This window comes from Aliivibrio salmonicida LFI1238 (assembly GCF_000196495.1).
Classification (GTDB): Bacteria; Pseudomonadota; Gammaproteobacteria; order Enterobacterales; family Vibrionaceae; genus Aliivibrio; species Aliivibrio salmonicida.
Window position 1 is genome coordinate 1 of sequence record NC_011312.1, and the last position, 25,142, is coordinate 25,142.

The following is a 25,142-nucleotide window of genomic DNA, read 5'->3' on the forward strand; positions in this document are numbered from 1 at the left end:
AAGATCACTTAATATATATAAGATCTCTTATTAGATCTATTATTAGATCTATTATATAGATCGTCGATCTCTGTGGATAAGTGGTAAATGATCAACAAGATCAATATCTTTGGATCGATCTAAAGATGTTATTTAACGTTGATCTTCGATCGGACTGCTTGTGGGTAAAAAGCTTACTTATCCACAAGGGGGAAGAGGGTAAGATCTTATTCAATGGATAACTATGACTTGATCACTGGATCATAGCCTAGTTATCCACAATAAAGGTTTTGCTTATTTAATAACTTTCACTCATGGATTGCATCATTTTATTAACATATGTGTTGTTTTAACCACAACTCAGCAGGTTCCTCTGGTATTGGGTTTTGAGTGACATCAATCTCTAATAATGGAAATATTTCTTTTACATTGCGATTATGAAGTACTTTTTGTAATGATTTTCCAGCAGCACAGAAGGTATCGTAGTTAGAATCACCAATAGCGATGATGGCGAACTCGACATCTGATAAGTCTTGCGAACCTTCTTCTAACTCTTGAATAAAAGGCTTTATGTTGTCTGGATAATCCCCTGCACCATGTGTTGATACGACCAAAATCCAGAGGCCTTTTGTATCAATTTCAGAGAGAATTGGTTGATTATGAATATCAGTAGCAAAGTCCATTTCTTCTAATAAATCTGCGATATGGTCGCCAACGTATTCAGCAGCACCAAGGGTGCTACCTGTAATAATTGATGCGTTTTTCATGAATTTTTCCTATAAAAAATGGGCCGTAATAGCTCATTATTGATTGTGTTTATGCTGGAAGGATTTATTTACCAATACAGAAAGAAGTAAAAATCCGCCCTAATAAGTCATCAGAACTGAATTCACCGGTTATTTCACTAAGGTGTTGTTGAGCGATTCTTAGTTCTTCAGCCAGGATTTCTCCTGCCATATAACCTTCAAGTTGTTGCTGACCGATATCAAGGTGTTCAGATGCTTTTTCTAATGCTTCGAGATGACGTCTGCGTGCCATAAAGCCACCTTCTTGATTGCCAGAGAAACCCATGCATTCTTTTAAATGCAATCGCAAAGCATCAACACCTTCACCTGTTTTTGCTGATAAGCGAATAAGAGTAGGATCGTTAACGTGGCAAATACCAAGATTTTCACCGGTTTGATCGGCTTTATTTCGAATGACTGTCATACCCATATTCTTAGGCAATCGATCTAGAAATTCAGGCCAGATAACTTTAGGGTCAGTTGCATCTGTTGTTGTGCCATCAACCATAAATAAAACTCGGTCTGCTTGGGCTATTTCTTGCCACGCGCGTTCTATACCAATACGTTCTACTTCATCTGACGCTTCTCGAAGACCTGCGGTATCAATAATATGCAATGGCATACCATCAATGTGAATATGCTCTCTCAAGACATCACGGGTTGTGCCTGCGATATCAGTAACGATAGCGCTGTCTTTGCCTGATAATGCGTTCAGAAGACTCGATTTACCTGCGTTTGGGCGACCTGCAATAACTACCTTCATGCCTTCACGCATAATGGCTCCTTGATTCGCTTCTTGGCGAACCGCGTTAAGGTTATCAATAATGCCTTGTAAGTCACCACTCACTTTGCCATCCGCCAGAAAGTCGATTTCTTCTTCTGGGAAATCTATCGCAGCTTCAACGTAGATACGCAGATAAATAAGTGATTCAACTAAGGTGTTTATTTTTCTAGAGAAAACACCTTGTAATGAATTAAGTGCTGATTTTGCTGCTTCTTCTGAACTTGCATCAATTAAATCGGCAATGGCTTCGGCTTGGGCTAAATCCATTTTATCGTTCAAAAAAGCTCTTTCTGAGAACTCTCCTGGGCGAGCCGTTCGGATCCCTTCAATTTTTAAGATGCGTTTAATCAACATATCCATAACGACAGGACCGCCATGTCCTTGAAGCTCTAGAACATCTTCACCAGTAAAAGAATGTGGATTAGGAAAATACAGGGCGATGCCTTGATCAAGTTCTAAACCATTATCATCTTTAAATGGCGTGTACTCAGCGTAACGCGGCTTAAGTGTCTTTCCTACGACTTCTAGGGCGACTTGTTGAGCTTTAGGGCCTGATACTCGAATGATGCCTACGCCGCCTCGTCCAGGGGCTGTTGCTTGTGCAACGATGGTGTCTGTATGTAATGTCATGATTATTCTTAATGTCTATTGCTTGAGCATATTGTAAGCCGATAAAACAAAAAAGGCGACCAATGGCCGCCTTTTGTTTATTTCTTTAGAAAGTTAACTTACTTAGAATGTAAGCCTTTTTTCTCAAGTGCACGATAAATCAGAGTTTGCTGAATTAACGTTACGACGTTTGATACTAACCAGTAAAGAACTAGGCCAGCTGGGAACCATAAGAAGAACACGGTGAACATAACAGGAATGAATGTCATGATCTTCTGTTGCATTGGATCCGTTACTGTTGTTGGGCTCATTTTCTGGATTAAGAACATACTCGCACCCATTAACAATGGCAGGATGTAGTATGGGTCTTGTGCTGATAAATCCGTGATCCAACCAAAGAATGGTGCATGACGAAGTTCAACGGATTCCATTAGTGCCCAATATAGCGAAATAAAGATTGGCATTTGAAGAACGATAGGTAAACAACCACCTAGTGGGTTTACTTTTTCTTTCTTATAAAGCTCCATCATTTCTTGGCTCATGCGTTGACGGTCATCGCCAATGCGTTCACGCATTGCTGCCAACTTAGGTTGAAGCATGCGCATTTTAGCCATTGATGTATATTGTGCTTTCGTTAGCGGGTACATTGCACCACGAACGATGAACGTCAGGATCATAATTGCTAGACCCCAGTTTCCAACGATGCTTTGAATGAAAGACAATAGTTTGTGAAGTGGAGAAGCGATGAACCATAACCAACCGTAATCAACACTTAAATCTAAGTATTTAGCAGTCGCTGCCATTTGTGGTTGAAGTTTTGGACCTGTCCAAAGCGTAGCAGTCAACGTATCTTCTTGACCTGCAGGAATCGTTACTGAAGGCATACGAACGCCAATGTAACCGTAATCACCAGCAACACGAGTCGTCAGTGTTGCGTCATTAACGTTACGAGGGATCCAAGCGGATGCAAAATAATGTTGCAACATACCAGCCCAACCTTGACCATTTGTCATGTCGATAGATAAGTTCTTATCTTCCATGTCATCAAAGCTGTATTTTTTATAGCGAGTGTCTTCAGTTGAATAAGCACCACCACGGTACGTAGGCATTGTTAAACTGCCACCGTCATCCAATAAGTTTTGCTTTAAGTTTGCGTACATTTCTACTGTCGCTGGTGCTGAAGATTGGTTGTTCACCGTATATTCAACATCAATTGCGTAGCTGTCACGCTTAACGATTAGAGTTTTAGTATAAGTAATACCGTTTTTCTCTAATGTTAAAGGAATGCGTAATTCGTTTTGGCCATCAGCTAAAACGTAATCTGTTTTTTTAGCCGTAAATTGTGCACGGCCGGTATTTGAATCAATACCTTGAGGACCGATCAAACCACTTTGAGCAATATAGCTATGATCAGCATCATTCTTAAGAAGAACGAATTTTGCTTTAGAGTCTAATTCAGCATCGTATTTATTAAGAACAGATTCAATAATGTCACCGCCTAATGTATCTACTTTTAAAGTAAGCACATCAGTCGTAATTGTGATCAGTTTATCAGACTGAGCTGAATCCACTGGTGCATCACTGTTTGCTGTTGACGAAGTTGGAACATCACCGTTCTTGTGTGTCTGTTGAACGGTACTAACTGTAGCTGGTTGCTGCGGATTAGTTTCTACTTGCCATTGTTGGAAAAGTAAAAAAGAAACTAAAGCCAGTGCAAGCAACAGAATATTACGTTGGGTATCCATCGTTATTGTTCTCTGTCTTTATGCTGCTTGGGTGGGACGGGGTCATAGCCCCCATCATTCAAAGGATGACATTTTAATAGACGTTTGCCAGTTAGCCAACACCCTTTTACTAAACCGTGTGACTTTAGTGCGTCAATTGCATAATGTGAACACGTTGGAGTAAATCGACAGCGAGGTCCAATCATTGGACTGATGACGAGTTGATAAAAACGGATAAGACCGATTGCTATCCACGAGAAGGGCGAGACAGGCGATGCCATAATTTATCTAATAGCTTGTTAAAGTCTTCGTTACTCAATTCTTGAGCACTCTTTTTAGCGATAACCACAAAGTCTTTCGCAGGTAAGGAATGTTGCTTATTGCGGAAACTTTCACGAGTTATACGTTTAAACTTATTGCGACCAACAGCAGTTTTAATTTGCTTCTTAGGAACAGCAAGACCTAAACGAGGGTGTGATAGTGAATTTTCTCTGGCAAGAATGGTGAAGTGAGGTGAGCCGGCTCGGTGAGCTTGCTTGAAAACTGATTTGTAATCTTCGGGAGTTAACAAGCGTAACTCCCGAGAGAAGTCGTAATTCATCAAAATAATCTGGTGATTACTTAGATAGACGCTTACGGCCTTTAGCACGACGAGCGTTAATTGTGTTACGACCGTTCTTAGTTGCCATGCGAGCACGGAAACCGTGAGAACGTTTACGTTTAAGAACTGAAGGTTGGAAAGTGCGTTTCATTGGTATTACCTTATTACTGATCAGTAGTTTTTAGGTTTAATTTAAACCCGGCGTGGGACGTACATTCCGACGCCTCTCAACAAAGAGGCGGAATTGTAATCATTGGCAGAAAAATAGTCAATAAGAGGTTCCACGTATTTTCCGGACGGTGAATTATACTTTTTGTGAGCGAGAGCGCAAGGATCTTTATGCGATCCCAACTTGGTTTAAGAATTTCTTTAATTTCAGATCCTGTGGATAACCAAAAATCTGCTCTGGTGTTCCTTGTTCTACGATCTTTCCATCGGCCATATAGATAACACGATCAGCCACTTCTTTGGCAAATTGCATTTCATGCGTAACGACCAACATCGTTTGATGTTGGGTAGCCAGTTTTTTCATCAATGTCAGAACCTCATTTACCCATTCAGGATCGAGTGCTGACGTGGGTTCATCAAACAATAGCAACTCTGTTTCTAATGCCATTGCTCTACCAATACCAACACGTTGTTGTTGTCCTCCAGAGAGGGCTGCAGGGTAGCTATCCCCTTTGTCTCCGAGTCCAATATCATCTAAGATTTGTTGTGATCGTTTTAATGCGTCGGCTTTATTCCACTTGTGGACAGTTATTAAGCCTTCTGCAATGTTTTGCCTTGCCGTTAAGTGGGCGAAAAGGGCGTAGTTTTGAAAGATAAACCCTGTTTTTCGTCGTAATGCGAGTACTTCTGTTTTGGTATATTTTTCTGTATTAACACTGACATCATCGATTGTTATGGTGCCTTGGTCTGCGGTTTCAAGAAAATTGATGCATCTGAGCAGCGTTGATTTACCGGTTCCACTCGATCCTATAATCGCAATTATCTCTCCTTTATTAATCGTTAAATCGATGCCAGAGAGGACTTCTGTGGTTCCAAAGCTTTTATGTAGATTGGTTATTTTTATCATCGTACATAGGCCTTATTTAATTTTTTTTCAGCCCAAGTTTGGACTTGAGTAAGAATAATGACGACACCCCAATAGATAAGAGCAACCGCTAAAAACGCCTCAAAAAATTTAAAACTGGAAGAGGCTTCCATCTGTGCTTTTGCCATAATCTCAGAAACACCGAGTGTAAAAGCTAATGACGTCGATTTAATCATATCAATGAAATAATTCATTAAAGAAGGTAACGCAATTCGTGTGGCTTGAGGAAGAATGATTCGGCGCATCGCTTGAGAGGTTGTCATTCCTATCGAAAGACTGGCTTCCATTTGACTGCGATCAACACCGATAATTGCGGCACGAATACTTTCTGCCATATAGGCAGCAAAATGAAGTGTTAAGCCTATGACAGCAGCACTAAATGCATCTAAGCCAACAAAAATAGGAAAGACTTGAGGAAGCCCATAATAAAGAAGAAACAATTGCACCAATAAAGGCGTACCTCGAAAGAAACTGATGTAAAGTTGGCTGAGTTGATCAAGTACAGGGACTTTAAATACTCTTAGGTTAGCTAGCACTAACGCGAGCGCTAAGGCAAAGAATAACCCCCATACTGCCATTTCGAGTGTCGTACCTAAGTATTTAAATAGTATAGGTAAGAGCTCAATCATATACGCAAAATCAAATCCCATGATGCTCTCTATTATTGGTTTAAAGAAAAGTGCGGTAGATAGTGTCAGCTATATAAATCAGATAAGCAATAAACACAAAACCCACTAAAGGGTAATGATAGTGGGTTTTGTGTCATTTTTATCGAAGTGAATACTCACTTTTATATTACTGCGGTTATTTTGTTACGTCTGCATCAAACCATTTTTGAGATATTTCAGCCAAGGTACCGTCAGTACGCATTTCTGACAGGGCTTTATTTACTTCTTGTTGAAGTTTTTGGCCTTTTTCATTTTTTACAAACGGCCAAGCGTTTTCAATGGTTTCAAAAGGTTCGCCAGCAAGTTGTAGCGGCAAACCTGATTTTTTAATCAATTGTGCAGCAGAAAGACGATCCATTACAAACGCATCCGAGCGGCCTAAAGCGACATCGTGTTCAATGCCTGTATCGTAGGTTTTAATATCAATTTGATTCGATTTGTCGTTATCTCGCAACAGTTTCTCAAAGTTAGACCCTAAATCTACGGCAACGGTTTTACCAGCTAGGTCTTCAATGCCTTTAATGCTTTCATTGCCTTTACGTACGGTAATTTGAGCGCCGTCGACAACATAAGGGTCAGCAAATAGATATTTTGCTTCACGTGCTTCTGTTTTTGTTATTTGATTTGAAATGGTATCAATTCGACCGGTTTCTAATAAACCAAATAAGCCAGAGAAGCTCGCTGTTACATATTCTATTTTATAGTCATTACGACGACCAATTTCATCCCATAAATCCACTTCAAACCCTTGCAGTTTGTCCAACTTAACAAAGGTAAATGGGAAATAGCGACCAGACATCCCAACTTTAACTTCAGTGGCGGCTTGAGCAAATTGAGTTGCCGCTAAAGTGAGTGCTAAACCGGTTAGAATTTGTTTTGTCCATTTCATAATGATATCTCGTTATCGACTGTGATATGCATGATACGTTTTTTGCGAGTGAGCTCTAAATACCCTATGGTTATTTTTAATAACTAAATAATCATTTAAGTCATTTTTTAACCGCCTGTTGATGGTTTTGGGTATAAGTAAGGTAAAAAGTGTGTCGATCTAGGTAAAAAAGCGTGATCAGTGTGAATAACTTCGATCTTATTCACTGGATCTTCGATCTAACACTGGCACTCTAGTTATCCACAGTATAAAATTAACGACCTTTTACAATTAATATAATGAGTGGGGTTGTCCGTGTCTTCATCGCTTTGGCTGCAGTGTTTACAGCGCCTTCAAGAAGAATTACCTTCCGCAGAATTTAGTATGTGGGTTAGACCCCTACAAGCTGAATTAAATGACAATACCCTTACGCTATTTGCCCCAAATCGATTTGTTCTCGATTGGGTTCGTGATAAATACTTAAATAGCATTAACTCGTTATTAAATGAGTTCTGTGGTGGTGATATACCTACTTTACGTTTTGAAGTGGGAAGTAAACCTATATCTGCACCACCTCGCCCACAAAGAACGGCGGCTGATGTCGCTGCTGCAACGTCGGCTCCTGCACAAATGCAAGCAAGACAATCATTGCATAAACCATGGGAATCAAGAGGACCAGAGCCTGTTGATGATCTAAATCACCGCTCAAATGTGAACCCTAAACACAAATTTACTAACTTCGTAGAAGGTAAATCAAACCAACTTGGTTTGGCTGCTGCTCGTCAGGTTTCTGATAATCCAGGAACGGCTTATAATCCATTGTTTTTATATGGCGGCACTGGTTTAGGTAAGACGCATTTATTGCAAGCGGTTGGTAATGCCATTCTTGAACGTAAACCAAACGCAAAAGTGGTTTACATGCACTCAGAACGTTTTGTGCAAGATATGGTTAAAGCATTGCAAAATAACGCGATCGAAGAATTTAAATGTTATTACCGTAGTGTTGATGCCTTATTGATCGATGATATTCAATTCTTTGCTAATAAAGAGCGTTCTCAAGAAGAGTTCTTCCATACGTTTAATGCGCTATTGGAAGGCAATCAACAAATTATCCTAACGTCAGATCGATACCCTAAAGAGATTAATGGCGTAGAAGACCGTCTAAAGTCTCGTTTTGGTTGGGGTCTTACGGTTGCGATTGAACCACCAGAATTAGAAACCCGTGTTGCTATCTTGATGAAGAAAGCAGAAGATCATCAGATTCACTTAGCGGATGAAGTTGCTTTCTTTATTGCGAAGCGTTTACGTTCGAATGTACGTGAACTGGAAGGCGCCTTGAACCGTGTCGTTGCTAATGCTAACTTCACTGGTCGTGCGATTACGATTGATTTTGTTCGTGAAGCGTTGCGAGATTTATTAGCCTTGCAAGAAAAGCTAGTGACAATAGATAATATTCAAAAGACAGTCGCTGAATACTATAAAATTAAAATGGCTGATTTATTGTCTAAACGCCGTTCTCGTTCAGTTGCTCGTCCACGTCAACTAGCGATGGCGTTATCAAAAGAACTAACGAACCACAGTTTACCTGAGATTGGTGATGCATTTGGTGGCAGAGACCATACGACAGTGCTTCACGCTTGTCGTAAAATCGCTCAGTTACGCGAAGAAAGCCATGATATTAAAGAAGATTACTCAAATCTGATCAGAACATTATCATCGTAAGCTATTTATCTACTTTTATATAAACGAGTATTATGAAATTTTCTATTGAACGCAGCCATTTATTAAAACCGCTGCAACAAGTATCTGGAGCCTTAGGTGGCCGTCCATCATTGCCTATTTTTGGTAATATTTTGCTTCAAGTTGAAAATGGTCAACTGTCGATGACAGCAACAGATCTTGAAGTAGAACTTATTAGTAATATTCTGTTAGAAGGGGATTTTGAAGCGGGTGCGATTACGGTGCCTTCTCGTAAGTTCTTAGATATCTGTCGTGGTTTACCTGACGGTGCAAATATTACTATTGTTTTAGAAGGTGATCGTGTTTTAGTTCGTTCTGGACGTAGCCGATTTACATTAGCAACCTTACCAGCTCAAGATTTTCCGAATATAGAAGGCTGGCAAAGTGAAGTTGAAATTACGCTTTCTCAAGCACAACTTCGTAAGCTAATTGAAAGTACGCAATTCTCAATGGCAAACCAAGATGTTCGTTATTACCTTAATGGTATGATGTTTGAAACTCAGGGGACTATTTTTCGCTCCGTTGCGACAGATGGACACCGAATGGCAGTATGTAACATGCCAGTAGAGTCAGAACTTCCTGAGCAACAAGTGATCATGCCACGCAAAGGTATTCAAGAGCTAGTACGCCTTCTTGACTCGCCAGAACAGAGTGTTACGTTACAGTTTGGTAATTCAAATGTGCGGGCTGAGGTGAATAACTTTATCTTCACTTCTAAGCTTGTTGATGGTCGTTTTCCTGATTATCGACGTGTAATGCCGCAAAGCAGTAATAAAACACTAGAAGCCGATTGTGACGAATTGCGTCAAGCGTTTGCGCGTGCTGCTATTTTATCGAATGAAAAATTCCGAGGTGTTCGTGTTAATTTGGCAAACAACCAAATGCGTATTACAGCGAACAACCCAGAGCAAGAAGAAGCAGAAGAAATCTTAGATGTCGATTTCCAAGGTGAAGACATTGAAATTGGTTTTAACGTTAGCTATGTACTAGATGTACTAGATGTACTTAATACGTTGAAATGTGAACGAGTACGAATTTCGATGACAACAGCAAATGCGAGTGCATTAGTGGAAGATTGTGCGAACGATGAAGCACAATATGTTGTTATGCCAATTCGTCTGTAAAAGACAAAAATAGATGCCGTTATCACGTTTAATTATTAATGATTTTCGCAATATTGAAACGTGTGATATTCAATTATCTACCGGCTTTAATTTTGTTATCGGTCCTAATGGAAGTGGGAAAACCAGTGTCCTTGAAGCGATATACTTGCTCGGACACGGGCGTTCTTTTAAAAGCTCGTTAACAGGTCGAATTATTCGAAATAGCTGTGACGAGCTTTTTATTCATGGTCGATTTACTACGCCAGAGCAATTTGAATTGCCAATCGGCATAAATAAACAGAGAGATGGCACAACGGAAGTAAAAATAGGCGGAGAAAGTGGTCAAAAACTGGCACAATTAGCCAAGGTTTTACCACTGCAACTGATTCATCCTGAAGGGTTTGAGTTGGTAACTGATGGACCTAAGTTCCGTCGTGCTTTTATTGATTGGGGAGTGTTTCACGTGGAACCTGCTTTTTATGAAGCATGGAGCCGAGTGAAACGGTTAACCAAACAACGAAATGCCTTATTAAAAACGGCACAAAGCTATCGAGAGTTGAGTTATTGGGATTTGGAACTTGCCAACCTTGCTGAGAAGATAGATCAGTGGCGAGTGGATTACATCAATCACATATCTGAAGCAACTCAACAAATATGTCAGGCATTCTTACCAGAATACGACATAAAGCTGTCATACTACCGTGGTTGGGAGAGAGAGACTCCTTATGCGGAATTGCTTAAACGAAACTTTGAGCGAGATAAGCAGCTGGGTTATACCGTCGGCGGCCCAAATAAAGCCGACTTAAGAATTAAAGTTGCCGGTACTCCTGTTGAAGATGTGCTGTCTAGAGGTCAACTAAAGTTGATGGTATGTGCGTTACGATTAGCACAAGGACAGCATTTAACTGAAGCAACAGGAAAACAGTGCATCTATTTAATAGACGATTTTGCTTCTGAACTGGATAGCCACCGCCGCCAATTGCTGGCTCAATATTTGAAACAAACAAAGGCACAGGTGTTTATTAGTTCAATTACTGCTGAACAGATTGCAGATATGCATGATGAAGAAAGCAAGATGTTTGAGATAGAACATGGCAAAATAGCCCAAGGATAAAAACGCGAGAGTAACTCATGTCAGAAAATTATGATTCATCGAGTATTAAAGTACTAAAAGGTCTGGATGCGGTACGTAAGCGTCCGGGTATGTATATCGGCGACACCGACGACGGTACTGGTCTTCACCACATGGTGTTTGAGGTTGTCGATAACTCAATCGATGAAGCTCTTGCTGGTCACTGTAGCGACATTATTGTTACCATTCATGAAGATGACTCTGTCTCTGTAAGTGATGATGGTCGTGGTATACCAACTGAAATTCACGAAGAAGAAGGCGTATCTGCTGCAGAAGTTATCATGACGGTACTTCACGCAGGTGGTAAGTTTGATGATAACTCATACAAAGTATCGGGTGGCCTTCACGGTGTTGGTGTTTCGGTTGTAAATGCATTATCAGAGAAAGTGGAGCTAACGATTAATCGTAGAGGCGAAATTTTCCAACAAATTTATTGTCATGGTGTTCCTCAGGCTCCATTAGCCGTCATTGGTACAACAGATACAACGGGTACTAAAATCCGTTTTTGGCCTAGTGACCAAACGTTCGCAAATATTGAATTTGTGTATGACATTCTAGCAAAACGCTTACGTGAGCTTTCTTTCTTAAACTCTGGCGTATCTATCCGTCTACAAGATATGCGTGAAGAAGATAAATCTGATCACTTCATGTTTGAAGGTGGCATCAAAGCGTTTGTTACTCACTTGAACCGTAATAAAACACCAGTACATCAGAAAATATTCTATTTTGATTCTGAGCGTAAAGAAGACGGTATTGTTGTAGAAGTAGCGATGCAGTGGAATGACTCTTACCAAGAGAACATTTTCTGTTATACGAATAACATCCCACAACGTGATGGCGGTGCTCACTTATCTGGCTTCCGTTCTGCGTTAACACGTACTTTGAACTCGTTCATGGACAAAGAAGGCTTTTCTAAGAAAGCAAAATCATCTGCGTCAGGTGATGATGCTCGTGAAGGCCTAACTGCCGTTGTTTCTGTTAAAGTGCCTGATCCTAAGTTCTCAAGCCAAACTAAAGATAAACTGGTTTCTTCAGAAGTGAAGTCAGCGGTTGAATCGGCAATGAACGAAAAACTGGCTGAATTCTTAGCGGAAAATCCAGGCGAAGCTAAAATGGTTTGTTCTAAAATCATTGATGCGGCTCGTGCTCGTGAAGCGGCTCGTAAGGCTCGTGAAATGACTCGTCGTAAAGGCGCGTTAGATATCGCTGGTCTTCCTGGTAAGCTGGCTGATTGTCAGGAAAAAGATCCTGCTCAATCTGAACTATACATAGTGGAAGGGGACTCTGCTGGCGGTTCAGCCAAGCAGGGACGTAACCGTAAAAACCAAGCGATCCTTCCGCTTAAAGGTAAAATTCTAAACGTAGAAAAAGCACGTTTTGATAAAATGATCTCTTCTCAAGAGGTTGGTACGTTAATTACTGCACTAGGTTGTGGTATTGGTCGTGACGAATACAATCCGGATAAATTGCGTTACCACAACATCATCATCATGACCGATGCCGATGTCGATGGTTCACACATCCGTACTTTGCTATTGACGTTCTTCTATCGTCAAATGCCAGAATTGATTGAACGTGGCTACATCTACATTGCTCAACCACCTCTTTACAAAGTAAAGAAAGGCAAACAAGAGCAATACATTAAAGATGAAGAAGCGATGGCGGAATATCAAATAACGCAAGCATTAGACAATGCTTCGCTTTTTGTTAATCCTCACGAATCAATTTTTGGTCAAGAGCTTGAAAATTTAATTCGTAAATTTAACAGTGTAATGAAACTGCTTGATCGTATGAGTCGCCGTTACCCACTGCCATTGTTAAATCGTTTAGTCTACACATCACGTTTAACACAAGATGAGTGTGAAAACGAAGCGACAGTTCAAGCATGGACTGAAGCGTTAGTTATCGCATTGAATGAGCATGAAACAGGTGCAAGCCAATACACCGCTGCGCTGCAGTTTAACGAAGAGTTAAACATTCACCAGCCGAAGCTTGTTGTTCGTACTCACGGTGTTCAACATGAATACGTACTAAGTGCTGATTTGCTTAACTCGAAAGAGTACGGCCGTATTGCTGAACTGTCAGAATCACTGAATGGTCTGATTGAAGAAGGCGCTTACGTACAGCGTGGAGAGCGTAAACTAGCGACCGAAACGTTAGATGAAGCCATTGCATGGTTAATTAAAGACTCTCGTCGTGGTGTGTACTTACAGCGTTACAAAGGTCTGGGTGAAATGAACCCTGAGCAGCTTTGGGAAACAACAATGGATCCTGATTCTCGCCGTATGATGCAAGTAACTATCAACGATGCGGTAAGTGCGGATGAGTTGTTTACTACGCTAATGGGTGATCATGTTGAACCGCGTCGTAACTTCATTGAAGAAAACGCATTGCGCGTTGCTAACTTAGACGTATAAATTGAGTAAATATTTGCTGTAATCACTGATTTCTGCGTCGAAGGTGCTCACTTATGTTCATAAGCTCCGCGCCCTCTCCTTGAACTAAGCGATTACAGCGGCAATTTATCTCAATTTAACATGTAGATAAATTAAGAAGCACTGCTAATTAGCGGTGCTTTTTTTTGTCTAAAGTTTGGGGTTTATTTTCGTTTGTAGTTCAGTTGGTTAGTGTGTAAGCGTGCGGGGAACTACACCTTGTCTTTTACATTCCAAGGTAAAAGTGAATCGATATCTGGCGATCCAACACATAAACGATCTAGACAATACCTAATATAATCGTAAGGGATTAATCCGTTTGCCTTTGCTGTTTCTACAATGCTGTAAAGCATTGCACTTGAAGGTAAGGAATTTGAATGTTGCTGAGTTAGCATTGGCCCGTCTAAAAAAGCCAATTTCACCATCGCTGTTTTTTTAAAAGGTATCGAAAATATAATTATCGGGGATTTTATAACTGTTTTAGCCCTATTTCATGAGTTTTAGATACACTTATCCTACAAACCTTATTATGCTGCCCTCAATTCTGACTGAACTATCGCATGGGTGACTAAATCATTGACCGAATTTCCGACTCGGAAATTCGTAAACACCAGACGACTTTCACATAAAATACATTCGTACGGATCTACTTTTACATATCCTTTTAACATTGCGGCATACCCTGGCATTTTCGGCTCAGCTTCTATTGTCATACCTAAAGCTGCATAAACTCTAGGCAGAGCTTCTCCACGACGACGCATTGATAAAAAACCGTAGTATCGGATCATCTTGAAATGTTTATCAGGATAGTGCTCTACTATCCGTCTTATCATCTCTTCTGGTGATAATGTTAGGCTGTCTGTTGTTCCTGTTCGATGGTCTAAATAATTAAACGTTATCATTCCGCCTTTGGCGTAATGACTTAAACGTGACGCTGAAATTGGGGGCCGTTTTAAATACCGACCAAGATAGTTCATCGTCGGTTTTACATTATTTGTCTTTTTAGCAAAATGAAGCTTCCAACGACGATTATATTGACTGCTTAAAAAGCGTGACCAATCCGTTTTATTACGGATATAGGGGCATTCTTCGCTTGATAAATCAAGCTCATAATAAGCCTTACCCAATAAACTGACGATAGCCGCTCTCCAACAAGGCTCTGTCGTTTTCATTTGGAAGTAAATGGGTTTCCATAAACCGGTACGTTCACAAATTCCCCCACGAGTGACCGATAAATGTAAGTGCGTATTCCAATTCAGTTTTCGACCGTAAGTATGAAGAGCACAAAAGATACCGACATCTATTCCTTTATCTTTTGCCCATCCCAGCAGAATGTTTGCAGCACATTTGAATAATTTATTTAACAAACGGTTATGACGAAAGATAGGCCATAGCGTGTTTGGAAGGGTAAAGGTGATGTGTTGATATTCGCATTCAGGGAAGACATGTTGTTGCTTTTGTATCCATCGCTCTGTGGCTTTCATGCCACAGCTACTGCACGCTCGAGATTTACAGGTTTGGTGAATATATTTGATATGGGTACAGTCAGGGTTGCAACAATGATATTCGCGAGAGCCAAAAGCCGCTGTCCCACAGGACAGCATCTTTGTGACATTTTCAATCACGACCGCTCTTAGGTTAGCTTTGTTATTATGAAGAAATTTAAGCCAGTTATTTTGACTATTAAATAATTGTTTCAGGGGTTTATATGCGTGCATGGCGATAGGATAAACGATTTATTGGCAACAATGGAAGAGGTTGAGTCCTTTTGATTTGCGCCGTAGGCGCCTATTGTTCTAACCTTGGTAACCATCGGTATGTAAATACCCGTTATAACCTTTTAAAAAGTTAACTGGATGGTAGCCATGCCTGCTAGATTGATAATCATAAAGTACAATTCCAGGCAAAACACCAGAGCCTGGAGAATCATAGCCAGAGCAGTAGACCCACATATAACATTTTGCTTTTTCAACATCCAACACATTTACCGTTGTTTCATCACAATGCAGAGTGGGTTGTTCAAGCAAAATACGATGTAACTCGTTATTAAGAGGGGTAAATAGTACCGAGCATTTTATTAACCAATCCGCCATCGTTCGCCGTCCAATAATGATACCCCATTGCTGAAATAACGTTTCTTGACGATAAAGTGGAAGACTGTATTGAAATTTAGCCGTAATAATTTGAGCAAGTAAACTTGCGGTCGCAATCCCTTTAGGGATTGGTGACGCTGGCATTGGGGCTTGTTTAATGTCTACTGAAGTATTGTTTTTTTCACAATTTCGGCAAGCATATTTAGGACGAACATGTTGAATAACTTCCACTTTAGCTGGTACAAATTCCAACTTTTCACTGATGTCTTTACCCATCGCATGCATCTCTAGACCGCAACACTTACAAGTTTTATCTTTTATGTCGTGGATAATAACAGTACGCGGTAAGTCTTCAGGTAAGCGTTGGCGTTTTGGCTTTTGACGAGTGTAGGTAATCGTTTGTGTGTCATCATTTTCAATGATGATTTCTTCTTCTGTTTCATTGAATAAATCAAATTGAGTCGAGTCAGATTCACTGCTTTTACCAAAGCGCTGATGTTGAGCCAGTCGAAATTGCTCTAGAAGACGGTTATATTTATTTTCAAGCTGAAGCACAAGTGCTTTCAGCTCGTCAATGGTATCAGGAAGTGGTTTTATTTTATCAATCATGTAGATGACTATATAACGATAATACAGGTAATCAATCGGTTGCCTCCTATTCTTGACTGAGAATCAACTATTTAAAGGGTTGTTTGATAATGTACCGGTTGATGTCCTAAGATATCAAAACCTTGTAATAGCAGTGTCAGTTGCTGCTCTGATAATGCTAACGTATCGTTATTTATATTTCGTGGCCATTTGAAGCGGTCTTCATCTAATCGCTTGTACCATAAAGCGAATCCTGTTTTATCCCAATACAATATTTTGAGTTTATCACGAGGCTTATTGCAAAATATAAATAGAGCATCACTAAACGGTGATAGTTGCATTTCTTGCTCAACAATCACGACAAGGCCATTAATGGCCTTGCGAAAATCGACAAAATCACGATGAAGATAAATGGTGGAAACATCAGTAAATACATTCATGATTGATACCCTTTTAATAAGAGTCCTATCCAGTGAGGTTCAGTATTAGCTGGCAATGTTAATCGCAATTTTCCGATAGAAAGTTGAATATCTGGTAATTGTGGAGTGGCGATGATAGTTGATGTTAACGCTTCTACTTTCAAGAAAGTAGAAGCGTTAATCTTTTGTTTCCATCGTGCTTTACGTGCACTAAATGTCTTTGGCAGAATATTATGGTTACGACAAAATTCAGCGGCACTAAGCTTGCTAGATTGCTGAGATTCAAATAGAGCGTGCCATTGCTCTGGTGTTCTCTTTTTATCTTTTTGCATAATTACGTTCTCGTTAAATGAAAGATCGTAAGATACGCATAATGAATTTTATTTGTTAGGTGTAGTTCCCCGCACGCTTACCTACAATCGGCCCCTCCCCCTTAGTAAGGGGGAGGCTGGGAGGGGGTGCTCTTTCCTACGCACAAAAAAGCCGAGACATCTCTGCCTCGGCTTTTCAAACAAATTACACTATAAAGCGAATCAGTTTATGGCGATGATTACATCATGCCGCCCATGCCGCCCATGCCGCCCATATCTGGCATAGAAGAACTTGAATCTTGTGGCTTATCAGTGATCATCGCTTCTGTTGTGATCATAAGACCCGCAACCGATGCTGCGAACTGAAGTGCAGAACGCGTTACTTTAGTTGGGTCAAGAATACCCATTTCGATCATGTCGCCGTAAACGCCAGTAGCTGCGTTGTAACCGTAGTTATCTTCACCAGCGCGAACGTTGTTAGCAACAACTGAATCTTCTTCACCTGCGTTTTTAACGATTTGACGAAGTGGTGCTTCCATAGCACGAAGTGCTAAACGAATACCCACAGTTTGCTCTTCATTGTCACCTTCAAGGTTAACAACTTTAGACGCAGCACGGATAAGTGCAACACCACCACCAGCAACAACACCTTCTTCAACGGCTGCGCGAGTCGCGTGAAGTGCATCTTCAACACGGTCTTTCTTCTCTTTCATCTCAACTTCAGTCGCCGCACCCACTTTGATCACTGCAACACCGCCAGCCAATTTAGCTACACGCTCTTGAAGTTTTTCTTTATCGTAGTCAGAGGTTGCATCTTCGATTTGTTGACGAATTTGAGAAACACGGCCAGAGATAATAGTCTCATCACCAGCACCATCGATGATAGTTGTTGTTTCTTTTGTAATAGTTACACGCTTCGCTTGACCAAGATCTTCAAGAACTACTTTTTCAAGTTCTAAACCGATCTCTTCTGAAATTACAGAGCCCGCAGTTAATGCCGCGATATCTTGTAACATTGCTTTACGACGGTCACCAAAACCAGGTGCTTTAACCGCTGCAACTTTAACGATACCACGCATGTTGTTCACAACTAGAGTAGCAAGCGCTTCGCCTTCAATATCTTCAGCGATGATAAGAAGAGGACGAGATGCTTTCGCTACTGCTTCTAGAGTTGGAAGCAATTCACGGATGTTTGATACTTTTTTATCAACAAGCAAGATGAATGGGCTGTCTAGATCAACAGAACCGGCTTCTTGGTTGTTTACGAAATATGGAGATAGGTAACCGCGATCAAACTGCATACCTTCAACAACGTCTAATTCGTCTTGAAGAGATTGGCCTTCTTCAACAGTGATAACACCGTCACGACCTACTTTTTCCATTGCTTCAGCAATAAGATTACCAACAGTATAATCAGAGTTTGCAGAGATAGTACCTACTTGCGCGATCGCTTTTGTATCAGCACATGGAACAGATAGATCTTTAAGTGCTTCAACAGCAGCAATAACTGCTTTGTCGATACCACGTTTAAGATCCATTGGGTTCATACCCGCAGCAACGGCTTTTAGGCCTTCAGCAATGATAGCTTGAGCAAGAACGGTTGCCGTTGTTGTTCCGTCGCCCGCCGCGTCATTCGCTTGCGAAGCCACTTCTTTAACCATTTGTGCGCCCATGTTTTGGAACTTATCTTCAAGTTCGATTTCACGTGCAACAGAAACACCATCTTTAGTGATCGTTGGTGCGCCAAATGATTTATCTAAAACAACGTTACGACCCTTAGGACCCAAAGTTACTTTAACCGCATCAGCCAGAACATTTACACCTTCTAGCATTTTGATTCGTGCGTCATTACCAAATTTAACGTCTTTAGCAGCCATCTTTAATTTCCTTTTTAAATTCTTTTCTTAATATCGCTTATTAGTATCGAAAATAGCAAAGTTCGAAAAACGAATTACTCAACGAGTGCTTATTATTCAACAATAGCCAGAATGTTGTATTCAGACATGATCAACACTTCTTTACCGTCAATCTTCTCTGCTTTGATGTTACCTTCTGCGAAGATCACTGAATCGCCTACTTTTACGTCTAATGGCTGTACAGAACCATTCTCTAGGATGCGGCCATTGCCAACAGCTAGAATAATACCGCGAGTTGATTTCTCAGCCGCTGAACCTGTTAATACAATGCCACCTGCAGATTTTGATTCAGATTCTTGGCGTTCAACGATCACACGGTCATGTAAAGGACGGATATTCATTGGTCGTATCTCCTGATAATGTTCCATTTAAGAATAAAGTGCCATGATTTGGCTTTGGTTTATTAATGGGGTTTTTAGGGGGGGATTGCAAGGGTTTATGGTGCAAATATTTAAAGAACTAGAGGCTAGAGACTATACGCTGCGCTAACTAGACCGCTTCGCTTCTATAAGAGCAAGAGCAGCACCATACTGGCTTTTGATCTTATAGTCTCTAGTTAGCGCAGCGTATAGTTTCTAGTTCTATACTTAGCGAACGCTGTAGCCACCACTATCACCTCTGAAATCTGCAAGCGTAGCGATCTGAACTCTGCTCTATGCTCTCCTCTGGGACGAAGTCCTCCTTAAGCGAAGCGCCCTTTAAAGGTAAGGAATTTGAATGTTGCTGAGTTAGCATTGGCCCGTCTAAAAAAGCCAATTTCACCATCGCTGTTTTTTTAAAAGGTATCGAAAATATAATTATCGGGGATTTTATAACTGTTTTAGCCCTATTTCATGAGTTTTAGATACACTTATCCTACAAACCTTATTATGCTGCCCTCAATTCTGACTGAACTATCGCATGGGTGACTAAATCATTGACCGAATTTCCGACTCGGAAATTCGTAAACACCAGACGACTTTCACATAAAATACATTCGTACGGATCTACTTTTACATATCCTTTTAACATTGCGGCATACCCTGGCATTTTCGGCTCAGCTTCTATTGTCATACCTAAAGCTGCATAAACTCTAGGCAGAGCTTCTCCACGACGACGCATTGATAAAAAACCGTAGTATCGGATCATCTTGAAATGTTTATCAGGATAGTGCTCTACTATCCGTCTTATCATCTCTTCTGGTGATAATGTTAGGCTGTCTGTTGTTCCTGTTCGATGGTCTAAATAATTAAACGTTATCATTCCGCCTTTGGCGTAATGACTTAAACGTGACGCTGAAATTGGGGGCCGTTTTAAATACCGACCAAGATAGTTCATCGTCGGTTTTACATTATTTGTCTTTTTAGCAAAATGAAGCTTCCAACGACGATTATATTGACTGCTTAAAAAGCGTGACCAATCCGTTTTATTACGGATATAGGGGCATTCTTCGCTTGATAAATCAAGCTCATAATAAGCCTTACCCAATAAACTGACGATAGCCGCTCTCCAACAAGGCTCTGTCGTTTTCATTTGGAAGTAAATGGGTTTCCATAAACCGGTACGTTCACAAATTCCCCCACGAGTGACCGATAAATGTAAGTGCGTATTCCAATTCAGTTTTCGACCGTAAGTATGAAGAGCACAAAAGATACCGACATCTATTCCTTTATCTTTTGCCCATCCCAGCAGAATGTTTGCAGCACATTTGAATAATTTATTTAACAGCCAACGGTTATGACGAAAGATAGGCCATAGCGTGTTTGGAAGGGTAAAGGTGATGTGTTGATATTCGCATTCAGGGAAGACATGTTGTTGCTTTTGTATCCATCGCTCTGTGGCTTTCATGCCACAGCTACTGCACGCTCGAGATTTACAGGTTTGGTGAATATATTTGATATGGGTACAGTCAGGGTTGCAACAATGATATTCGCGAGAGCCAAAAGCCGCTGTCCCACAGGACAGCATCTTTGTGACATTTTCAATCACGACCGCTCTTAGGTTAGCTTTGTTATTATGAAGAAATTTAAGCCCGTTATTTTGACTATTAAATAATTGTTTCAGGGGTTTATATGCGTGCATGGCGATAGGATAAACGATTTATTGGCAACAATGGAAGAGGTTGAGTCCTTTTGATTTGCGCCGTAGGCGCCTATTGTTCATAGCTTAGATAATATTTCATAATAAGTTTTTTCATAATACAACCTATTAGTCAAATCACTATCAGTTAAAATGTGTTCAAACGTGGTAATGTTTTTCTCATACACATTTATATAATGCTTATAAAAATCAATTGAAAATTCCATAATTAACCCCTTTATTATATGAGTCGATTATACCTTACAATTTTGATTGTTGCACCATAAATCATATTTAAGCTAACATACATATCGTCAATATGTATAATACATTATGGTGATATGTTTAATTGGTAAGGAATAATGAAATTTAGTCGTGTCAAAGAAGGTGAGTTTAAGCGTCTAGTTGAGACTAAGACGATAACCACTCTTATTGCTCAAGAGTCGAATAATGAACACAATAAGTTTTCACTATTTGGTATCGATGAAAAAAATCAACTTGGTTATGCTGTTCGTCATGGCCGTGTTGATGAGCTAAGAACGTGGCGATTAGATATTTTAAGTGCGTTTGTTAAATCATTAGGATTTAAGTCAATTGAAGTCTATTTTTCTAAATAAAAATAGAGAAGAAGTAAAATATGGGTGCTTGTGGCCTATACCTCACAGTCTGAAATCGGGTAGCAGCTTTACTCTGCTACCCGCCCAGCTCTACTCTGCTTCGTAGGCAAGTGTTGCCTGTATTACCGCGCTCCCATTTTTGATTTGAAGCTCACAAAGTGACCCCCTTACCATCCATGTGAAACACAGGATCGTTAAACAAATAACAATCAAGCCCGTTAAGGCGGATTTTTTCGGCATTTTACTTGCCCCTTATCAAAATAGAGGCTAAGATCAGTTCTGTCAGGATACATCACTTAAACCTCGTTAGTTAATGAAAATTAAACTTTCGGGGTTTTTGTTTATCTACCGTCTACAAAACTTGCGTTATGCTTTCGGTTGATAGCCAAAAGCACCCACCGTTATTCTACATTAAACACTTTCACTAATCCTAGCTTTTCATTTACTTATCTTTCAATATAGTCATTTCTAGCTCAGTTTATGCCTTATAACTACCGTTTTTTCCGTGAAAATATATGTAGTGTTTTCCTACAGTGTTGTAATTTGTTATAGATGTTTCAGGGCTATAATTGGTTTTTATTCTCAATGTTAGAGCGTTTATTTCTTATGTAGGGCGTTTTTTTCTATCGAAAAAGGGTCATTTCCTCGCTGCGCTCGTCCTCCGATAACCCCTATCCGTAAAGAAACAAAGTTTCTAACGGCTGGTGGGTTCCTGTCGTCATTCTCCCCAACGCAAAAGCCAGTGCCAAAGCTAAAATCAAGAGCTTTCTCTTCTCTTTCTAAGTGCTTGTAATCGCTGATAGTGGTTTCATTGCGTCATTGCTTTCCCTATGTGTGATTTTTCATATCGTCCTCGCTACTTCCTGTTAACCGTCTCCTATCAGAACCTCCCTTGCAATAGTTCGCTTCGCCGCGTTGCGCTTTTGCAAGGCAGAACCATGTTAGGAGTTCGGACAGTCAGGCGAAGACGAAGATGAAAACTCACTTAAACATAGGAAAAACAGCCATGACTTATTCAACCACTATCAATTCAACAATCACTAAAGAAACAGAAGCGACTAAAGCAAGAGCAGGCTATCCCAAAAATGAAATGGTTAAAAAGCGTAAAACAACAAAAAAACGCGCAGTCGTAAAAGTATCTAAAGACATTTATCAAATGGTGACTGATCGCATTATTGCAGCATTAGAAAGTGGAGTTAAACCGTGGGCGTGTCCGTGGGATAGAACGAATGAATGCTCAATGTTACCGATGAACTTTAAAACAAAAGCGAATTATTCAGGGGTAAATATTCTACTGCTTTGGAGTGAAACGGTGATGAAAGGTTTCACAAGCCCTTACTGGTTGACCTATAACCAAGCCGTTGAGCTAGGCGGTAACGTTATCAAAGGCCAAAAAGGAACCCCAATTATCTATTATAAAAATTGGGAAAAAGAAAACGACGACGGAAAAACAGAAATTATCCCAATGTTAAAAACCTTTACTGTGTTTAATCTTGATCAAGTAGAAGGCATCGAAAAGCCAGCGGTTACAGTGGCAGAAGTGAGAGAGAAAAACGAATTTGTAACGTTAGATCACGTAGTCGAGGCCATCAATGCAACTGGAATTAAAATCAATCATTGTGGTATTCGTGCGTTTTATTCGTCTGCACACGATGAAATCACATTGCCTATGGTTGACCGTTTTAATTCTTCTTATGACTATTACGCGACGACATGGCATGAATTGGTTCACGCAACAGGTCACAAAACCCGTTTAGACCGTAATTTAAAAAACAGCTTTGGTTCTAAAGATTATGCGTTTGAGGAATTGATTGCCGAGTTAGGCGCAGAGTTCTGCTGTGCTGATTTGGGGATTGTGGGCGAGGTGCAACATGAAAGCTATATCGCAAGCTGGCTAGAGCGTTTGAATGGCGATAAGAAATTTATTTTTAAAGCCGCCAGTCAAGCAAGGCGCATCAATGGCTAATTAAACGATAAAAAAGAAAAGGCTTAAAGCACTTATATGACAAGTAACTTTAAGCCTAAACCACTTAACTAACGTAAGGAATATAAAATTATGACCGATATTTGTCAATGTGAAATTTCACCGATCCCATTTGAGCTAGGAAAGGTTGTTTTCACGCAAGGAATTAACCAGTTAATTCAGGGAGAGCATGACAAACTTAACAAATTTGTAGATCGTCATTACTCGTGTGATTGGGGGACAATGTGCGAGGAAGACCGTTCAAGGTAAGGAATTTGAATGTTGCTGAGTTAGCATTGGCCCGTCTAAAAAAGCCAATTTCACCATCGCTGTTTTTTTAAAAGGTATCGAAAATATAATTATCGGGGATTTTATAACTGTTTTAGCCCTATTTCATGAGTTTTAGATACACTTATCCTACAAACCTTATTATGCTGCCCTCAATTCTGACTGAACTATCGCATGGGTGACTAAATCATTGACCGAATTTCCGACTCGGAAATTCGTAAACACCAGACGACTTTCACATAAAATACATTCGTACGGATCTACTTTTACATATCCTTTTAACATTGCGGCATACCCTGGCATTTTCGGCTCAGCTTCTATTGTCATACCTAAAGCTGCATAAACTCTAGGCAGAGCTTCTCCACGACGACGCATTGATAAAAAACCGTAGTATCGGATCATCTTGAAATGTTTATCAGGATAGTGCTCTACTATCCGTCTTATCATCTCTTCTGGTGATAATGTTAGGCTGTCTGTTGTTCCTGTTCGATGGTCTAAATAATTAAACGTTATCATTCCGCCTTTGGCGTAATGACTTAAACGTGACGCTGAAATCGGGGGCCGTTTTAAATACCGACCAAGATAGTTCATCGTCGGTTTTACATTATTTGTCTTTTTAGCAAAATGAAGCTTCCAACGACGATTATATTGACTGCTTAAAAAGCGTGACCAATCCGTTTTATTACGGATATAGGGGCATTCTTCGCTTGATAAATCAAGCTCATCATAAGCCTTACCCAATAAACTGACGATAGCCGCTCTCCAACAAGGCTCTGTCGTTTTCATTTGGAAGTAAATGGGTTTCCATAAACCGGTACGTTCACAAATTCCCCCACGAGTGACCGATAAATGTAAGTGCGTATTCCAATTCAGTTTTCGACCGTAAGTATGAAGAGCACAAAAGATACCGACATCTATTCCTTTATCTTTTGCCCATCCCAGCAGAATGTTTGCAGCACATTTGAATAATTTATTTAACAGCCAACGGTTATGACGAAAGATAGGCCATAGCGTGTTTGGAAGGGTAAAGGTGATGTGTTGATATTCGCATTCAGGGAAGACATGTTGTTGCTTTTGTATCCATCGCTCTGTGGCTTTCATGCCACAGCTACTGCACGCTCGAGATTTACAGGTTTGGTGAATATATTTGATATGGGTACAGTCAGGGTTGCAACAATGATATTCGCGAGAGCCAAAAGCCGCTGTCCCACAGGACAGCATCTTTGTGACATTTTCAATCACGACCGCTCTTAGGTTAGCTTTGTTATTATGAAGAAATTTAAGCCAGTTATTTTGACTATTAAATAATTGTTTCAGGGGTTTATATGCGTGCATGGCGATAGGATAAACGATTTATTGGCAACAATG

Annotated in this window: 23 protein-coding genes and 2 pseudogenes; 6 read left to right on the forward strand and 19 right to left on the reverse strand. The window is 40.3% G+C overall.

The annotated features are described in order from the left end of the window. Nucleotides 1–311: 311 nt before the first annotated feature. From mioC to VSAL_RS00140, 9 genes are all read right to left on the reverse strand, one after another. A complete protein-coding gene (mioC, locus tag VSAL_RS00105) occupies nucleotides 312–746 on the reverse strand; it encodes an FMN-binding protein MioC (protein WP_012548911.1) in 435 nt (144 codons plus the stop codon). A gap of 64 nt (nucleotides 747–810) precedes the next feature. Then, nucleotides 811–2,178, reverse strand: a complete 1,368-nt coding sequence (gene mnmE, locus VSAL_RS00110; RefSeq protein ID WP_012548912.1) for a tRNA uridine-5-carboxymethylaminomethyl(34) synthesis GTPase MnmE — start codon at nucleotides 2,176–2,178, stop codon at nucleotides 811–813. A 98-nt stretch (nucleotides 2,179–2,276) separates the two neighbouring features. Next, nucleotides 2,277–3,902: a membrane protein insertase YidC gene (yidC, locus tag VSAL_RS00115; protein ID WP_012548913.1), complete on the reverse strand. Its 1,626-nt coding sequence runs from the start codon at nucleotides 3,900–3,902 to the stop codon at nucleotides 2,277–2,279. A gap of 2 nt (nucleotides 3,903–3,904) precedes the next feature. After that, nucleotides 3,905–4,162 carry a membrane protein insertion efficiency factor YidD gene (gene yidD / locus VSAL_RS22595; RefSeq protein ID WP_081091604.1) on the reverse strand — a complete coding sequence of 86 codons (258 nt, stop codon included), beginning with the start codon at nucleotides 4,160–4,162 and terminating at the stop codon, nucleotides 3,905–3,907. Beyond that, nucleotides 4,129–4,482, reverse strand: a complete 354-nt coding sequence (rnpA, locus tag VSAL_RS00120; RefSeq protein WP_012548914.1) for a ribonuclease P protein component — start codon at nucleotides 4,480–4,482, stop codon at nucleotides 4,129–4,131. The genes yidD and rnpA overlap by 34 nt, the downstream gene beginning before the upstream one ends. A 16-nt stretch (nucleotides 4,483–4,498) precedes the next feature. Next, nucleotides 4,499–4,633 (reverse strand): 50S ribosomal protein L34, encoded by a 135-nt coding sequence (rpmH, locus tag VSAL_RS00125; RefSeq protein ID WP_012548915.1) that lies wholly within the window; start codon nucleotides 4,631–4,633, stop codon nucleotides 4,499–4,501. A gap of 186 nt (nucleotides 4,634–4,819) precedes the next feature. Beyond that, nucleotides 4,820–5,557 carry an amino acid ABC transporter ATP-binding protein gene (locus VSAL_RS00130; RefSeq protein WP_012548916.1) on the reverse strand — a complete coding sequence of 246 codons (738 nt, stop codon included), beginning with the start codon at nucleotides 5,555–5,557 and terminating at the stop codon, nucleotides 4,820–4,822. Next, entirely contained in the window at nucleotides 5,554–6,225 is a 672-nt protein-coding gene (locus VSAL_RS00135; protein WP_012548917.1) for an amino acid ABC transporter permease, read from the reverse strand. Before VSAL_RS00135 ends, VSAL_RS00130 begins: the two co-directional genes overlap by 4 nt. Nucleotides 6,226–6,379: 154 nt before the next feature. Further along, nucleotides 6,380–7,132, reverse strand: coding sequence for an amino acid ABC transporter substrate-binding protein (locus VSAL_RS00140; RefSeq protein ID WP_012548918.1), 753 nt, complete (start codon nucleotides 7,130–7,132; stop codon nucleotides 6,380–6,382). A gap of 294 nt (nucleotides 7,133–7,426) precedes the next feature. On the opposite strand from VSAL_RS00140, the gene dnaA reads away from it, so the two are divergent. The 4 genes from dnaA to gyrB are packed head-to-tail and all read left to right on the forward strand — an operon-like array spanning nucleotide 7,427 to nucleotide 13,503. After that, nucleotides 7,427–8,833: a chromosomal replication initiator protein DnaA gene (gene dnaA / locus VSAL_RS00145; protein WP_012548919.1), complete on the forward strand. Its 1,407-nt coding sequence runs from the start codon at nucleotides 7,427–7,429 to the stop codon at nucleotides 8,831–8,833. Nucleotides 8,834–8,865: 32 nt separating this feature from the next. Then, complete coding sequence (dnaN, locus tag VSAL_RS00150) at nucleotides 8,866–9,975, forward strand: DNA polymerase III subunit beta (RefSeq protein WP_012548920.1); 1,110 nt, start codon at nucleotides 8,866–8,868, stop codon at nucleotides 9,973–9,975. 13 nt (nucleotides 9,976–9,988) lie between these two features. Beyond that, entirely contained in the window at nucleotides 9,989–11,068 is a 1,080-nt protein-coding gene (recF, locus tag VSAL_RS00155) for a DNA replication/repair protein RecF (RefSeq protein ID WP_012548921.1), read from the forward strand. A 17-nt stretch (nucleotides 11,069–11,085) separates the two neighbouring features. Beyond that, nucleotides 11,086–13,503 carry a DNA topoisomerase (ATP-hydrolyzing) subunit B gene (gene gyrB / locus VSAL_RS00160; protein ID WP_012548922.1) on the forward strand — a complete coding sequence of 806 codons (2,418 nt, stop codon included), beginning with the start codon at nucleotides 11,086–11,088 and terminating at the stop codon, nucleotides 13,501–13,503. A gap of 230 nt (nucleotides 13,504–13,733) precedes the next feature. On the opposite strand, the pseudogene VSAL_RS22600 reads toward gyrB, so the two are convergent. From VSAL_RS22600 to VSAL_RS00195, 8 genes and pseudogenes are all read right to left on the reverse strand, one after another. Continuing rightward, nucleotides 13,734–13,883, reverse strand: a pseudogene (locus tag VSAL_RS22600) (transposase domain-containing protein); the annotation flags it as partial. A 165-nt stretch (nucleotides 13,884–14,048) separates the two neighbouring features. Then, nucleotides 14,049–15,239, reverse strand: coding sequence for an IS91-like element ISVsa9 family transposase (locus VSAL_RS00165; protein ID WP_012548923.1), 1,191 nt, complete (start codon nucleotides 15,237–15,239; stop codon nucleotides 14,049–14,051). Nucleotides 15,240–15,320: 81 nt separating this feature from the next. Further along, nucleotides 15,321–16,223 (reverse strand): annotated as a pseudogene (locus VSAL_RS00170) (IS66-like element ISVsa2 family transposase); the annotation flags it as partial. 71 nt (nucleotides 16,224–16,294) lie between these two features. Continuing rightward, nucleotides 16,295–16,642 (reverse strand): IS66 family insertion sequence element accessory protein TnpB, encoded by a 348-nt coding sequence (tnpB, locus tag VSAL_RS00175; protein ID WP_012548924.1) that lies wholly within the window; start codon nucleotides 16,640–16,642, stop codon nucleotides 16,295–16,297. Further along, the gene (tnpA, locus tag VSAL_RS00180; RefSeq protein WP_012548925.1) at nucleotides 16,639–16,953 is read right to left on the reverse strand and encodes an IS66 family insertion sequence element accessory protein TnpA; all 315 of its coding nucleotides are present in this window, start codon (nucleotides 16,951–16,953) and stop codon (nucleotides 16,639–16,641) included. The genes tnpB and tnpA overlap by 4 nt, the downstream gene beginning before the upstream one ends. Nucleotides 16,954–17,171: 218 nt before the next feature. Beyond that, a complete protein-coding gene (gene groL, locus VSAL_RS00185; protein WP_012548926.1) occupies nucleotides 17,172–18,809 on the reverse strand; it encodes a chaperonin GroEL in 1,638 nt (545 codons plus the stop codon). Nucleotides 18,810–18,901: 92 nt separating this feature from the next. Continuing rightward, nucleotides 18,902–19,189 carry a co-chaperone GroES gene (locus VSAL_RS00190; protein ID WP_012548927.1) on the reverse strand — a complete coding sequence of 96 codons (288 nt, stop codon included), beginning with the start codon at nucleotides 19,187–19,189 and terminating at the stop codon, nucleotides 18,902–18,904. 526 nt (nucleotides 19,190–19,715) lie between these two features. Then, nucleotides 19,716–20,909, reverse strand: coding sequence for an IS91-like element ISVsa9 family transposase (locus VSAL_RS00195; RefSeq protein ID WP_012548928.1), 1,194 nt, complete (start codon nucleotides 20,907–20,909; stop codon nucleotides 19,716–19,718). A 359-nt stretch (nucleotides 20,910–21,268) separates the two neighbouring features. Between VSAL_RS00195 and VSAL_RS00200 the strand changes: the two genes are divergently transcribed. Beyond that, nucleotides 21,269–21,523, forward strand: coding sequence for a hypothetical protein (locus VSAL_RS00200; protein WP_012548929.1), 255 nt, complete (start codon nucleotides 21,269–21,271; stop codon nucleotides 21,521–21,523). A 90-nt stretch (nucleotides 21,524–21,613) separates the two neighbouring features. Here VSAL_RS00200 and VSAL_RS00205 read toward each other — a convergent pair whose 3' ends face one another. After that, complete coding sequence (locus tag VSAL_RS00205) at nucleotides 21,614–21,763, reverse strand: Hok/Gef family protein (protein WP_044583140.1); 150 nt, start codon at nucleotides 21,761–21,763, stop codon at nucleotides 21,614–21,616. A gap of 733 nt (nucleotides 21,764–22,496) precedes the next feature. Between VSAL_RS00205 and VSAL_RS00210 the strand changes: the two genes are divergently transcribed. Beyond that, entirely contained in the window at nucleotides 22,497–23,489 is a 993-nt protein-coding gene (locus VSAL_RS00210) for an ArdC family protein (RefSeq protein WP_231850862.1), read from the forward strand. 426 nt (nucleotides 23,490–23,915) lie between these two features. Here the strand turns inward: VSAL_RS00210 and VSAL_RS00215 are convergent, their stop codons facing one another. After that, nucleotides 23,916–25,109 (reverse strand): IS91-like element ISVsa9 family transposase, encoded by a 1,194-nt coding sequence (locus VSAL_RS00215; RefSeq protein ID WP_012548931.1) that lies wholly within the window; start codon nucleotides 25,107–25,109, stop codon nucleotides 23,916–23,918. Between the last annotated feature and the right edge of the window lie 33 nt (nucleotides 25,110–25,142).

Excerpts from the sequence above, each read along its gene's own strand:
- mioC (WP_012548911.1), bottom strand. The coding sequence starts at position 746 with ATGAAAAACGCATCAATTATTACAGGTAGCACCCTTGGTGCTGCTGAA.
- mnmE (WP_012548912.1), bottom strand. The coding sequence starts at position 2,178 with ATGACATTACATACAGACACCATCGTTGCACAAGCAACAGCCCCTGGA.
- yidC (WP_012548913.1), bottom strand. The coding sequence starts at position 3,902 with ATGGATACCCAACGTAATATTCTGTTGCTTGCACTGGCTTTAGTTTCT.
- yidD (WP_081091604.1), bottom strand. The coding sequence starts at position 4,162 with ATGGCATCGCCTGTCTCGCCCTTCTCGTGGATAGCAATCGGTCTTATC.
- rnpA (WP_012548914.1), bottom strand. The coding sequence starts at position 4,482 with ATGAATTACGACTTCTCTCGGGAGTTACGCTTGTTAACTCCCGAAGAT.
- rpmH (WP_012548915.1), bottom strand. The coding sequence starts at position 4,633 with ATGAAACGCACTTTCCAACCTTCAGTTCTTAAACGTAAACGTTCTCAC.
- VSAL_RS00130 (WP_012548916.1), bottom strand. The coding sequence starts at position 5,557 with ATGATAAAAATAACCAATCTACATAAAAGCTTTGGAACCACAGAAGTC.
- VSAL_RS00135 (WP_012548917.1), bottom strand. The coding sequence starts at position 6,225 with ATGGGATTTGATTTTGCGTATATGATTGAGCTCTTACCTATACTATTT.
- VSAL_RS00140 (WP_012548918.1), bottom strand. The coding sequence starts at position 7,132 with ATGAAATGGACAAAACAAATTCTAACCGGTTTAGCACTCACTTTAGCG.
- dnaN (WP_012548920.1), top strand. The coding sequence starts at position 8,866 with ATGAAATTTTCTATTGAACGCAGCCATTTATTAAAACCGCTGCAACAA.
- recF (WP_012548921.1), top strand. The coding sequence starts at position 9,989 with ATGCCGTTATCACGTTTAATTATTAATGATTTTCGCAATATTGAAACG.
- gyrB (WP_012548922.1), top strand. The coding sequence starts at position 11,086 with ATGTCAGAAAATTATGATTCATCGAGTATTAAAGTACTAAAAGGTCTG.
- VSAL_RS00165 (WP_012548923.1), bottom strand. The coding sequence starts at position 15,239 with ATGCACGCATATAAACCCCTGAAACAATTATTTAATAGTCAAAATAAC.
- tnpB (WP_012548924.1), bottom strand. The coding sequence starts at position 16,642 with ATGAATGTATTTACTGATGTTTCCACCATTTATCTTCATCGTGATTTT.
- tnpA (WP_012548925.1), bottom strand. The coding sequence starts at position 16,953 with ATGCAAAAAGATAAAAAGAGAACACCAGAGCAATGGCACGCTCTATTT.
- groL (WP_012548926.1), bottom strand. The coding sequence starts at position 18,809 with ATGGCTGCTAAAGACGTTAAATTTGGTAATGACGCACGAATCAAAATG.
- VSAL_RS00190 (WP_012548927.1), bottom strand. The coding sequence starts at position 19,189 with ATGAATATCCGTCCTTTACATGACCGTGTGATCGTTGAACGCCAAGAA.
- VSAL_RS00195 (WP_012548928.1), bottom strand. The coding sequence starts at position 20,909 with ATGCACGCATATAAACCCCTGAAACAATTATTTAATAGTCAAAATAAC.
- VSAL_RS00200 (WP_012548929.1), top strand. The coding sequence starts at position 21,269 with ATGAAATTTAGTCGTGTCAAAGAAGGTGAGTTTAAGCGTCTAGTTGAG.
- VSAL_RS00205 (WP_044583140.1), bottom strand. The coding sequence starts at position 21,763 with ATGCCGAAAAAATCCGCCTTAACGGGCTTGATTGTTATTTGTTTAACG.
- VSAL_RS00210 (WP_231850862.1), top strand. The coding sequence starts at position 22,497 with ATGAAAACTCACTTAAACATAGGAAAAACAGCCATGACTTATTCAACC.
- VSAL_RS00215 (WP_012548931.1), bottom strand. The coding sequence starts at position 25,109 with ATGCACGCATATAAACCCCTGAAACAATTATTTAATAGTCAAAATAAC.